This is a genomic window from Bradyrhizobium lablabi (assembly GCF_018129385.1).
Classification (GTDB): domain Bacteria; phylum Pseudomonadota; class Alphaproteobacteria; order Rhizobiales; family Xanthobacteraceae; genus Bradyrhizobium; species Bradyrhizobium lablabi_C.
Genome location: NZ_JAFCLN010000009.1, coordinates 47,611 through 60,344, shown reverse-complemented (window position 1 = coordinate 60,344; position 12,734 = coordinate 47,611). Strand labels below are relative to the sequence as shown.

Genomic DNA, 12,734 nt, shown 5'->3' with positions numbered 1-12,734 from the left:
TCACTCCGGTGATTCCGACCATGGGGCGATGATCATGACCCTGGAAGAGCCTAGGGTAAAGGTACAGCGTGAACCGCGACGCCAGCTCCCGCATCATTCGGGCTGGATGACGGTCGACGATGGAGTGACGCGCCGCCAGTGCATCGTGCTGGACGTCTCGCCGGGCGGCGCCAAGATCGTGGCCGACATCGCCATCGAGGTCCGCGACCATTTTGGCCTCGCACTCGCGCAGGATCATTCGATGCACCGGCAATGCGAAGTCGTCTGGCGCCGCGGCAGGACCTACGGCGTCAAGTTCGTGCAGTGAGGCGCGCGGTCGCCGGCAAACCCGGAGCATGATCTCCGGATTATGCGCTAGCCGTTGCGAAACGCATAGGCGTATCCATTGAGCGCCGGTGCGCCGCCGAGATGGGCGTAGAGCACCTTCGATCCCGCGGGAAAGTAACCCTTGTTCACGAGGTCGATCATGCCCTGCATGGATTTTCCCTCATAGACCGGATCGGTGATCATGCCCTCGAGCCGCGCACACAGCCGGATCGCCTCCTTGGTTTCCTCTGAGGGCACGCCATAGGCGGGATAGGCATAATCCTCGATCAGCACGACATCGTCCGCGACGATCTCCTTGCCGAGTTCGACCAGTGCGGCGGTATTGCGGGCGATATCGAGCACCTGGGCCTTGGTCTGCGCCGGCGTGAAGGAACCATCGATACCGATCACGTTTCGCGCGCGGCCATCCCTGGCAAAGCCGACCAGCATGCCGGCATGGGTCGAGCCGGTCACCGTGCAGACCACGATGTAGTCGAACGAAAAGCCAAGCGCCTTCTCCTGCGCCCGTACCTCTTCGGCGAAACCGACATAGCCGAGCCCGCCATATTTGTGCACGGAAGCGCCGGCCGGAATCGCGTAGGGCTTGCCGCCCGCGGCCTTCACCTCGTCGATGGCCTGCTGCCAGCTCTTGCGGATGCCGATATCAAAACCTTCGTCGACCAGCCGGACGTCGGCGCCCATCACGCGGCTGAGCAGAATATTGCCGACGCGGTCGTAGACGGCATCCTCATGCGGCACCCAGCTTTCCTGCACCAGGCGGCACTTCATGCCGATCTTCGCCGCGACGGCCGCCACCATGCGGGTGTGGTTGGACTGCACGCCGCCGATCGAGACCAGCGTATCGGCATTGGAGGCGATCGCGTCGGGAATGATGTATTCGAGCTTGCGCAACTTGTTGCCGCCATAGGCGAGACCCGAATTGCAGTCCTCCCGCTTGGCATAGATCTCGACCTTGTCGCCGAGATGTTGGGTCAGCCGCTCCAACTTTTCGATGTGCGTCGGCCCGAAGGTCAGCGGATATCGCTCGAACTTTTCCAGCATGGCTAGCCCCGTTGATGTCTGAACTCCGGGCCAGCGCCTAGCATCGATGCGGCGAAATGTGCTCTCTTATTGGATCTTCCTGTAATCGCTATTCTTATCTTTCTGACCGCCTATGTTACCATTCTCTCCATCCATTCCCTTATTTTCGGAAGATTCTTCCATGGCCAGTCGACTCGACCGTATCGATCTCAAGATGCTGCGCCTGCTTCAGAATTCCGGGCGGCTCAGCAATGCCGAGCTCGCCGAAATGGTTGGTGTCAGCGCCGCGACCTGTCATCGCCGCACGCAACGACTGTTCGACGAGGGCTTCATCACCGGCGTCCGCGCGCTGGTGGCGCCACGCCGGGTCGGCAAAGGCGCCCTCGTGATGGTCGGCGTCGTGCTCGACCGTTCCACGCCGGAGAGTTTTGCCTCGTTCGAAACTGCGATCGCCCGGCTGAAGTTCGTGCTCGATTGCCACCTGGTGGCCGGCGACTTCGACTACTTCCTCAAGATCCGCGTCGGCGATATGGAGGACTTCAACCGCATTCATGGCGAACAACTGATCGCGCTGCCCGGTGTGCGCCAGACGCGAACCTTCTTTGTGATGAAGGAAGTGGTCGACAACGCGCCGCTGGAGTTTTGATCGCTGTTGAGCCACTCACGTCTCCAGTTGCTGGATCGTCAGGTTGGCGTAGCGGATGCGCACGCTCAGTTCGCGCCCGAGCGCTTGCAACAGCTTGATCGCGATATCCGGCTGCTCGCGGCACAGCACGGCGAATGCCGCCTCGCTAAGCCCAAAGCCCTGCATGTCCTCATCCGCCGTGACGGTCGCCGAGCGCGGGCCGCGATCGAGCAGCGCCAGCTCACCGAATACCGCGCCGGCGGCAAAGGTGATGAGTCGGATATCGCCGCCGTCGTGCCGGATGTGGATGCTGGCGCGGCCTCTGGTGACGAGATAGAGGGCCGAACCGGGATCGCCGCTGCGGAAGATCACGTCGCCCGCGGACCACGACACGGGCTCCAGCCAGCCGCGCAAACGCTCGACCTGTTGTGCATCGAAATCGTCGAGCAGCGGCACGCGGTCGAGCGGCAGCGCCTCAGACGGCGCCGCCCTCGCGCTGACGACCAATTCATCCTCGGCCCATTCGATCGCCCGGTCGATGTCAGGGAAGAGGCGATCTCCCTGGAAGACATCGGCAAGTCGGGCCGCGGTTTCGGTGCGGCTGGAAAGGATCAGCGCGAGCTTGACGCCCCGGATCTTCAACGCGGCATCGAGTTCGCCGAGGATCCGCGCGCCGGTCGAGTCTACTTCGGTGACGCGCCGCATCTCCAATAACAGCGCGGTGGTGTCAGCTTCGGTCTCGCAGTCGACGATCTGTGAGAGGCGCTCGGCGCTGCCGAAGAACAACGCGCCTTGCAGTTCGATCACCAGCACGGAACTCCCCGCCTGGCGCAATACCTCGAGTTCGGCCGGGTCACGGTAACGCCGCGAGCGCACGGTGTCGCAGCGATAGAGTCTTCGGATGTTGGAACGGCTCATGCGGACCACGAACAGCAGCACTGCCAGCGCAATGCCGATGAACACTGCGAGCACGATGTTGATGGTGATCGACAGCACCGAAACGAACAGTGAGACGCCGAGATCGAGCGCGATGGCGCCGCGCTGCGGTGTGCCTGGTGTGATCAGCCGCACCGCCAGTTGCTTGGTCCATGGCTCGATATGCTGGATCGCGATCACCATGATCGTGGCCGACAGCACCGCGCGGGGAATGTAGGCCAGCAGCGGAAACAGCACGGTCGCCGCCAGCAGCACGACACCGGCATTGACGAGCACCGAGACAAAGCTCTTTCCGCCAAAGGCGCGATTGACGAGGCTTGGCCCGATATTGATGCCGTTGGTGATGCCGCCAAATCCGGCCGACACCGCATTGGCAATGCCAAGGCGGATCAGCAGGCGGTCATCCCCGGCGCGAAGCTCGCCGGGCTGGCTGGCAAGCTTGGCGCAGAGCAGCGCATCGATCGAGGCGATGATGGCGAGCGCCAGCGCGCCCGACAGGATCACCGTTACCGAGTGCTCCAGCGACTGCGCCATGGCGAGGCCGGAGAAATCGACCAGCACAGTGCGCATCGCGGCACTTGCGGTGAGCTCGCCGATGACGGGGCCGAGCAAATCCCCAAGGCCGATGGCAACGAGCGCATAATAAAGGACGATGCCGCAACCGAGCCCGACCAGCAGCGGCGGCACCTTGGTCGTGATCCGCCGCGCGTGCCACATCGCCAGAAACGTCACAACGGCCACCACGGTGCACAGCGGCTTGGCCTCCCCCATCGCGCCGAGTACGCGCGTGAAGCCGATATTGCGGTCGAAGCCAAGCACGTTGCCGAGCTGGACCAGGAACAGCAGCACCGCCGCCATGTTCTGAAAGCCGGCCATCACCGGCTGCGGCGCGAACTTGATCAACGTGCCGAGCCGCAGCAGGCCGAACAGCGCCTGCAATAGGCCACCGAGCAGGACGATGGCGAAGAACACCAGAAGCAGCGCGGAAATGTCTGTTGCGCCGAGGTGTGCCGGATCGCGGTGCAGCAGCGTGTAGAGCAGCAGACCGAGGAAGAACGTCGTCGTGATGCGCGGGGCGTAGACCCGCGTCGAACGATCGCCGAGCAGCACCGAAATGACCCCGGCAACCACCGCCGAGATCAGCCCGGCCATCGCGCCATAGGCGAAATATTCGTCGCCCAGCGAGACGAAGGCGAACATGCCGAACGCCATCGCCAGCGGAATGGCGACGGTCGAGGACACGAGACCAGCAATGAATTCGCTGCGCAGCAGCTTGGCGACTCCCGTTCGGGACTTGCGCGATTAATGGTTCAATTCAGGTTGCAGATAAAGGATTTTCAATTCTCAAAGCGTGCACGGGTTAGTTGCTCTTCGCAGCCGGGCCGCTACGGGCGATACCGTTGGCCGTCAGCGTCCCCAAAATGCGGTTCGCCACATCCTGCTGGCCCTCCGGCGTCCAGTGCGGACCCCATCCACCCTGCGTATAGAAATCCGCTCCCCCGAGTTGCACGAGCGGAATCTTGTTCGCCTCGAGATAACGGGTCAGCGCCTCGTCATGGTACTGGATGCCGACCATGAATTTGGCGCCGTTCTTCTCAACGAAATCGCGGATCATCCCGACCAGCTTCTCGGTGGGATCGGGCACGGTCAGCCGTGGGTATCTGAGCCGCACATAGACATTGGTTGCCATGCGCGCGAGCCACAGGTTTCGCACCAACCAGTCTTCCACGATGTAGAGCATCTGGGATCGCGGCACCGGCTGGTTCATCAGCTTGAGCGAACCGTCGGGCTCGGTCGCGAAATACGGCTTCTGATAATCCTCGTAGCGAATGTTGCTGCTGTTATCGAGCCGATCGTTTTGGGCACAGACAATCAGCACCACGACCGCCGGCTTGATCTTCGGCCACAAGCGCTTCAGCAGCAGATATTCCTGATCAGTGCCGTATCCTGAAACGCCGGCCGGCACGATCTTGTAGTCCGGCAGCTTGGGCTTCAGCAGTTCGGTAAAGCGTTCGTCAGCCTGCGAATCGAGACCCCAGACGAAGGAGTCGCCGAGGAACATGATGGTCGGCTTCGAATCGAGCGTGAACTCCTCGTCGCGCAGGCCAAAGCTGTTGTGCTTGTATTGGGTGGTACGGAACGTCTTGATGACGCCGGTCGAATTCGGCACCGGCATCCAGCCGAGTTCGGCGTCATAGCGGTAGCCGAGCGAGCGCTCGGTCAGCTCCTCGCGAAACTCCTTGAAGTTGGCTACGCGAAGAAAGATCTCCAGTCCGATCAGCGTCAGGAGGACCATACCGATGGTCACGGAGACATCGTAAAGCCGGCTGCTTTTCTTGGGTTCTGTCATGTCGGGGGAACTGGAAGGATGCTGCTCTATCTTCCTGCCTAGCGCAAAGCACTGCTGCGGTCCATCGGCGCGCTACGGCCGCAGCTCCCGGACGGCCTTGAAGCCGTGCGATGCGGCTTCCAGCGCCGCGTCTATATCGGATGGACCATGCGCGGCCGACAGGAACATGTTGTGCTGGGGATGAAGGAACGCGCCGTGGCGCAGCGCCGCCGAGCAGAACGCACGGCCCTTTCGGACTTCCGGATCATCGTCAAACAGCATCAGCGGCATTTGCGGCGGACCGCTTTGCCGGATCGCAATGCCGTGCCGGTCGGCCAATGACGCCAGCCCCTCGCGCAATCGCAAGCCCATCGCGCGGATATACGCGGGAACGTCGGTCTCGCGCGCAATCCGAAGCGTGGCGCGGGCTGCGGCCATCGCCACCGTGCCGCACCAGAATGATCCGGTGACGAAGACTTTTGTGGCCGCTTCGCGGAACCGGTCATTGCCGGAGACGGCAGCCAGCGCGTAGCCGTTGGCGATCGCCTTGCTCCATGCACATAGGTCGGGGCGCACGCCGAGCGTCTCCCAGCTTCCCCTGATGTCGAGGCGCAATCCGGTGCGAACCTCATCGATGATAAGCGCGGCGCCGGTATCATCGCATGCGTGACGCACGGCTGCGGCGAACTCTGCCGTCGGCAGTTCGAGATCGCGGCCCATATCGTGCCGGAAGGCTGTCACCAAAATCGTCGCGAGATCCTTTCCCGCCTGATCGACGGCGGCGCGCAGGCTCGCCACGTCGTTGTATTCGAAGTGCAGGAGATGCGCGCGATCCTCGGTCGTGACTCCGGCAACGCTCGGCGTACACCACGGCAGCGCGCCGTGATAGCTGCCCCGCGCCACCAGCACCTTGCGGCGGGAGGTCGCCGCGCGGGCGATCGTTACGCAAGCCGTGGTCGCATCGCCGCCGTTCTTCTGGAACATGACCCAATCGGCGTGCGGCAGCATCGCCACGAAATCCTCGGCGAGATCGACCATGACCTCGCCGGGGCCGTTGAGGCAGTCGCCGAGCGCGGCTTGCGCGCGGACGGCTGCTTCGACATCGGGATGCCGGTGGCCGAGCAGGACCGGCCCCCAGCTGCACATGAAATCGATATATTCGCGCCCGTCGACGTCGCGCACGCGGCAGCCTTCTGCCGAGGCAAAGAATTGCGGATAGCCTGCCGGCAGCCGCGCCGCGTTCAGATGACCCCACATGCCGCCGGGAACGACGCGGCGCGCCCGCTCTCGCAGCATCGCGTCTGCCGATTGGGTTTCGCTGAGCACCGCCGCCTGTTTGGTCATGACCTCCCCCTTGCCGGTTGCGAACTCCCATCGCGTCGATCGCCGCGTCTAAAACGCCTTCGCGGTCTCCGGCCGGTGCTTGTTCGCCGGTACGAATCCCGACGGCGTTGCCTTGCGCGGCTCGCGCACCCAGACCTCGCGGTTCGGATGCAATCCGCCGCCGCGGGTGGCGGGAACGGCGGTCAACCGCGCACGATGCAACAGGCGGGTGTCCGCTTCGCCGCAGTTCGGATGGATGCCGCCGTTGTCGGCCACGACTTTTTCCCAGGCCGCCTTGCGCTGCTTGAGGATGGCAGGATCGGACAGCGCGGTACAGTTGAGCTCGTTCTTGTTGAGATCCGCGACGATCTCGTCACCATCTTCAATGAACGCGATGGGACCGCCGAGCGCCGCCTCGGGACCGACATGGCCGATGACGAGACCGACCGATCCGCCGGAGAAGCGCGCGTCCGTCATCAACGCGACCACGATGCCGCGCTCGCGGCACAGCGTGGTGATGCGCGAGGTCGGATCCAGCATTTCGGGCATGCCCGGCGCGCCGCTCGGTCCCTCATAGCGCACGATGATCATGTCGTGATTCTCAAAACGCTCCGGCGTCTTGTCGAGCGCATCGAGCAGGCCCTGCTCGCCCTCGAACACGCGCGCCTTGCCGCGGAACAGGTTGTTCTCCAGCCCGCCTTCGACGCCCGCCAGCTTCAGGATGGCGGAAAATTCCGGCGACAGATTGCCGCCGAGCACGCGCAGGCCGCCGGTCGGCTTGTAGGGCTTTGCGACCGGATAGATCACCTTGCCGTCGACGGCCTTGGTGCCGAGGCGCTTGACCTGCTGCGCCAGGGTTTCGCCGGTGCAGGTCATCACGTCGCCGTTGAGCAGGCCGGCTTCCAATAGTTCGCGGACGATCACCTGCACGCCGCCGACCTGGTCGATATCGACCATCGAATATTTGCCGTACGGCCGCGCGTCGGTGAGGACGGGGACGACATGCTGCGACAGGTGATTGAACTCCGCCGGCGTCATCACCTCTTTCCAGAAGTCGCCATAGCCGGCGGCGCGCGCGATTTCCGGCGCGTGCAGCGTGACGTTAGTCGAGCCGCCGATCGCCATCGCGACGATGACGGCGTTGCGGATGGAGTCGCGCACCACGATGTCGCGCGGCTTCAGGCCCTTCGCGATCATCTGCGAGAGGTATTCCACGAGCTGGTCCGGGAATTCCTTGAGACGGCGCGGATCGTCGGAGGGCGGCGCGACCATGTGCAGCGGCTGCATGCCGACCACGCCGATGAAGGTCTGCATCGTGTTGTAGGTGAACATGCCGCCGCAGCTGCCGATGCCGGGACAGGCATGGCAGGCGATGTGGTGGCGGAATTCGGCGTCCGGGTTGCCGGCGACCTGATAGGCGCTGACGATGTCGAGCTTTTCGCCGGTGTTCGGATCGGTGCCGGGATGGATCGGCCCGTCCGACATGATGATCGCGGGCTGGTTGTGCTCCAGCAGCGCGGCCAGCGTGCCGACCGGCGGCTTGTCGCAGGCGACGACCGCGATGGTGCCGGCAAGCCCGGTGGCTTCCAGATGTTCGCACAGCGCATCGTTGGTGATTTCGCGCCCGATCAGCGAATAGCGCATCTCGCGCGTGCCGTTGCGGATGCCGTCCGACGTCGCGATGGTGTATTCCGGCTGCACCAGGCGCAGCTTGAGCTGGCCCGCGCCCTTGCCGATCCGGCGCTTGAGGCTGGCGTGGATCGCATCGACCTTCGCCATCACGCCCATGTAGCACTGGCTGTCGCCCTTGGTGCCGACCACGCCCACCGACGGCTCGTGGATCAGATCCGGATCGGTGCCAAGCTCGCGCGCGATCCCGATGGTCTGGGTGGAGCGGCCTGGATGGCGGTCGATGATGACGGGCTTTGACGTGGACACGGCGTTCCTTCCGAGCGTGGCTTGTTTAGACACTCTCTAGAGCGCGCGGCTGCGGTTTGTCACCTGTCTTGGGCGCATCGGCCGGGCGCGCAGCCATCCGGAATCGAGGTGGCTGGGCGAGACCGTGGATCACGGTGCAGGGCCTGAATCCAAAAGTGTGAAAACAACCCCATGCACAGTAGAATGGACCTTCGGCTGCCTGGCGACGCCAAGGCCTTCAACATATTGAAATTAATGAGATATTTCTGAAGAGGAAGCAAAACCCGCAATTCGCGCGTCAAACGGGCTTAGAGGCCTCCATCGATGACGCGGACGGGGCGACAGGCCATGTCTGAGATGCGCGTGCCCGCCAGGCCGCAGCGGCCAGCTTTGCCATCAAGGCGCCCTTGCGCTCCACGGTAAACCCCTGCGCGGCCTTGTATGACTTGCACTCGATTCGGGCCCATTTGACGGCCTCGTCGTAATCGCGACACCTCAGCGACAATTCTCGCCCGCGAAACATAATGATGACATCGCACTCGGGCGCATCGCTGTACTGTCGTATGCAAATCTCCGCGCGATGCGCTGCGATCGGCGTCGCGGTATCTGCACGACCGGCGGCGGCAAGTTCTTCAAGCGACGTCAACGCGTCGAGAGACAACCCTTCGGAATTGTGCTCCATGTCCGCCCCGTCCACAGTTGCCGCTTCATTCAGGGCGACCGTTGAGGGTTTATTTTGGACGCATGGTGGGCGCTTTGTGGTCAACCCCGGGCAAATACCAAGACCCTGGCTGCCTGCCGCAAGCTCCATCCGCCTGCGCGTCACGCCGCGACCGGCACGTCCCTTTGCTCGCGTGCCGAAATCATCGCGGCCTCGATGCATGCGATGATGTGCCGGCCGTAGTCGCCGGATACCGGCACCTCGATATCGTTCTCAATTGCCGACAGCATCGCCTGCCATTCCCTGATAACGCCGTTCTGCATCCACTCGGGATCGCGCGAGTTCGGGACTTCAGACCATTGGCCGCGCTGCCCGATCGAAACACCGCGATCGAGGTCGATCCTGAGCGTTCCATTCTCGCAGACGAGGTCCAGGTCGAAAACGCCTGCTCCGTTGCGATAGCCGACGCTTGCGACCTGCCCATATCGTCCGTCCGCGAAACGCAGCAGCATCATGGCGCTGTCATCGGCTTTCTGGTCATGAAACGAGGTGCTGATTGCTGCCGAAACAGAGCGCACGCGAGAGTCCATCAGCCATACCAGTTGATCCAGCGCGTGGATGCCGGCCGTCCTCAGCATGCCGCCGCCTGTTGCGGGATCAAGGTGCCACCCCCGCCGGTTGGGCTCCATCCAGGTTTTCAGCAGGGAGCTTGACCCGGCGACAGGCTTACCCAGATCACCGCGATCCAGAATCTCGCGCGCGACGATGCAGGGCCGCATGAAATGCATGATCTGCCCGATCATCAGCTTGCCGGAGCTCGCTTCAGCCGTTGCGATGATGCGGCTGCACTCGGCAACCGACAACGCCATCGGCTTCTCCAGCAACACATGCTTGCCGGCCTGAAGCGCAGCCATCGCCAATTCACAATGCAGGTGATGCGGCGCGGTAATCGCAACCACGTCGACGGACTTGTCGTCGAGCATCGCGCGCCAATCACCGTAGGGCTTTCCCTCATGCTCCGCAGCGAAGGCTTCAGCGAGCGACAATTGTTCCGCGCACACCGCGGCCAGGCGAGCCCCATCGAGAGCAGCAATCGCGCGTGCATGGTAGGCGCCAAAAAAGCCCGCACCTAGAATTCCAACTCCCAGCATCAAATTTCCTTTTGACTGTAGTCCGCAGGATGCAGCCCGGTGTCACCCGCGGCCATCCTTCGAGACGCAGTTGCCCAACTCCTCAGGATGAGGTCAGTGGATGTCAGCGCTTCTTGCGCCAGATGTCCAGCAGGGCGCCGACCTTGGTTTGCAGCGGCAGCCGTTCATTGGTCAGCGCATAGAGCGTGAGCGGTGGCGCTGCTCCGCCCTATTCACTGTTCAAGGCGTTGAGCGCTTTAAAAAGCGCTCACAACCCGATCGAAAAAAGCTAATATGGGAAGCTCTCGTTTCAGCGCCGGAAGGACCTGATGATCGCTCTCACGACAAGCCGAACCATTCCAGCTCTTGCAGCGCTTGCCGCGGCCTGCGGGTTGACGGTGGTCGTCGTCATTCAGAATCTCCAGCGTGAGCCACCGGTCGAGACCAAAGTCGCATCTTCAGGACCCGCGGCCTTGACGCCAGCCTCGGCCAAGCCGGAGCCGGCGGCGCTCGAATCGGCACAAGCCCAGGCAAATGCCTTGATCGCGGGCCTGGGCGGATCGCCCGCACTCCCGAAGGGCGACGCCGGCGAACCGACATTCGACGTTGCCCGCGTCGAACCGACGGGCGAAGCCGTCATCGCAGGCCGATCGACGCCGGGTGCGACAGTAGAACTGCTTCGCAACGGCGAACTGCATGATCGCGCCGTTGCGGATCAATCCGGGCAATTCGTTATCGTCCCGTCGTCCAGGCTTCCCTCAGGCAATTACGATCTTACGCTGCGCTCCAGGGAGCCGAACGGCAAGCAGTCGATCTCCAAACAGAGCGTGGCAGTGGCAATTGAGCCGAGGTCGACCGACCGGCCCGTCGTGGCGCTGATGACACCGGACAAGCCCACGGTGGTCCTGTCGCAGCCGGATCCGCAAAAACTGACGCCCGGCACGGTCGTTGCGGAAGCGGTCGAGATCGAGCCCGGCGGCAAATTCCATGCGAGCGGCCGCGCGCGTCCCGGCGGCACCGTGAGGCTCTATCTCAATGAAGCCTTCATCGCGTCGGCTACGGCCGCCGCTGATGGGCGTTTTGCGTTCACCATCAATGAGGGAATTTCCTCCGGCAACTATCGCGTCAGGCTGGATGAAGTGGACCCCAAATCCGGCGCGGTTCACGCTCGCGCCGAGGTGCCGTTCAATGTTCCTACCGGCGATATCACCGGATCGTCCGCGACCGCGAGGGTCGCAGCGGCCAAACAGCCGGCCATCGCCGCCGCCCAGCAGCCCCAGTTGGCCGCCGCCGGGACAACGGTTCTGTCGGACCAGGGTTCACCGGCTGCGGTGGTCGTGCCCAAGGTCTTGACGACCAAGGTCTCCCGCGGCGACAGCTTGTGGCGCATCAGCCAGCTCAATTACGGTTTGGGCACGCGCTACGCCACGATTTACAAGGCGAACCGGGAGCAAATACGCAATCCCAATTTGATCTATCCCGGCCAAGTCTTCGTTATTCCTTCCGGAGACGCACATCGATAGCGATGAGCCGGGAGCCTTCTGTTCGGGCATCGTCCGGCGATCGTCGAAGTGAGTGTCTCGTGGATGCCTCTCGCCCCAGGGCGTCGCCACGCCCAGCGCACTCGCTGCGGGCATCGCTGATGGTGCGGGCATCGAACACGAGGCCGGCAAGAGGAAATTTCTTAAGGTTTCCTTTAGTCCTAAGCGTGATCATTGTTGACCCTGGAAGGGTCGCAATGATGCAGGTCCAGCAACCAAGCAGCTTCGGCGATATCGGCTCGGTTGGAGACGTGGCTGGCAGTCTTCTTCCGCCACCGCCCGAGAGCATGGACTCGTCGGATTACCTCAGTCCCGTTCGAGAAGAGGCCTTGCAGCTTCTGAAACCCGACGTCCGTCAGGCGCGCATTCTCTGCCTTGCCGTCACGGGCGCGCTGGCGCTCGGGTTTGGGCTCGGCTGGGCCGGCAGCTCAAGCTGGTATGGCGTTCCGACGGTCGTCGCATCAAACCCAATAGCTCAGAAAGATACCACCTCCCGCCGACCAGAACTGAAGGCCAACAAGATTGAAAGTGGCCGAAAACAAATGGCACTCGGCACTTCGGCGAATGCGCCTAAAGCTCAGAGTCTGCCAACAGGAGCCTTATCTCGTCCGGATGTGGAGAGTTCAAGAACGGCTCCTGCCGTTTCCTCAGCAGACCTCACCACTGCTTCGATCCCGGCTCGGGATCCGCTTTCGCCAGCGCCGGAGACACGACCGACTACAATCGACGGCTGGATGGTTCGTGACGTTCGCGGGGGAGCGGCTGTGCTCGAGGGACCGCATGGCATCTGGACCGTAATGGTCGGCGACACTGTGCCCGGAGCTGGGCGAGTCGATTCGATCGTGCGTTGGGGCAACCGCTGGATCGTCGCCACGGCAAATGGATTGATTGCATCGCCCTGACCCCCCGGGAGCTGCGCCTCAAT

Annotated in this window: 11 protein-coding genes; 4 read left to right on the top strand and 7 right to left on the bottom strand. The window is 63.1% G+C overall.

Annotated elements, in window-relative coordinates:
* Positions 1–34: 34 nt before the first annotated feature.
* A complete protein-coding gene (locus JQ628_RS18425; protein ID WP_212224301.1) occupies positions 35–307 on the top strand; it encodes a PilZ domain-containing protein in 273 nt (90 codons plus the stop codon).
* Positions 308–354: 47 nt separating this feature from the next.
* Here JQ628_RS18425 and JQ628_RS18420 read toward each other — a convergent pair whose 3' ends face one another.
* Positions 355–1,368, bottom strand: coding sequence for a 1-aminocyclopropane-1-carboxylate deaminase (locus tag JQ628_RS18420; protein ID WP_212224300.1), 1,014 nt, complete (start codon positions 1,366–1,368; stop codon positions 355–357).
* A gap of 160 nt (positions 1,369–1,528) precedes the next feature.
* On the opposite strand from JQ628_RS18420, the gene JQ628_RS18415 reads away from it, so the two are divergent.
* A complete protein-coding gene (locus tag JQ628_RS18415; protein ID WP_212224299.1) occupies positions 1,529–1,993 on the top strand; it encodes an Lrp/AsnC family transcriptional regulator in 465 nt (154 codons plus the stop codon).
* A gap of 15 nt (positions 1,994–2,008) precedes the next feature.
* Here JQ628_RS18415 and JQ628_RS18410 read toward each other — a convergent pair whose 3' ends face one another.
* From JQ628_RS18410 to JQ628_RS18385, 6 genes are all read right to left on the bottom strand, one after another.
* On the bottom strand, positions 2,009–4,177 hold the full coding sequence (locus JQ628_RS18410; RefSeq protein WP_283815811.1) for an SLC26A/SulP transporter family protein: 2,169 nt from the start codon (positions 4,175–4,177) through the stop codon (positions 2,009–2,011).
* A 91-nt stretch (positions 4,178–4,268) separates the two neighbouring features.
* The gene (locus JQ628_RS18405) at positions 4,269–5,216 is read right to left on the bottom strand and encodes an SGNH/GDSL hydrolase family protein (RefSeq protein ID WP_212224297.1); all 948 of its coding nucleotides are present in this window, start codon (positions 5,214–5,216) and stop codon (positions 4,269–4,271) included.
* A 114-nt stretch (positions 5,217–5,330) separates the two neighbouring features.
* On the bottom strand, positions 5,331–6,581 hold the full coding sequence (locus tag JQ628_RS18400) for an aminotransferase class III-fold pyridoxal phosphate-dependent enzyme (protein ID WP_212224295.1): 1,251 nt from the start codon (positions 6,579–6,581) through the stop codon (positions 5,331–5,333).
* 48 nt (positions 6,582–6,629) lie between these two features.
* Positions 6,630–8,498, bottom strand: a complete 1,869-nt coding sequence (locus tag JQ628_RS18395; protein ID WP_349628086.1) for a dihydroxy-acid dehydratase domain-containing protein — start codon at positions 8,496–8,498, stop codon at positions 6,630–6,632.
* Between the two features lie 277 nt (positions 8,499–8,775).
* Positions 8,776–9,159: a hypothetical protein gene (locus JQ628_RS18390; protein ID WP_212224293.1), complete on the bottom strand. Its 384-nt coding sequence runs from the start codon at positions 9,157–9,159 to the stop codon at positions 8,776–8,778.
* Positions 9,160–9,299: 140 nt separating this feature from the next.
* On the bottom strand, positions 9,300–10,289 hold the full coding sequence (locus JQ628_RS18385; protein WP_212224291.1) for a Gfo/Idh/MocA family protein: 990 nt from the start codon (positions 10,287–10,289) through the stop codon (positions 9,300–9,302).
* A 308-nt stretch (positions 10,290–10,597) separates the two neighbouring features.
* Between JQ628_RS18385 and JQ628_RS18380 the strand changes: the two genes are divergently transcribed.
* The gene (locus JQ628_RS18380; protein WP_212224289.1) at positions 10,598–11,791 is read left to right on the top strand and encodes a LysM peptidoglycan-binding domain-containing protein; all 1,194 of its coding nucleotides are present in this window, start codon (positions 10,598–10,600) and stop codon (positions 11,789–11,791) included.
* Between the two features lie 215 nt (positions 11,792–12,006).
* Positions 12,007–12,711, top strand: coding sequence for a hypothetical protein (locus JQ628_RS18375; protein WP_212224288.1), 705 nt, complete (start codon positions 12,007–12,009; stop codon positions 12,709–12,711).
* The last annotated feature ends 23 nt before the right edge of the window (positions 12,712–12,734 follow it).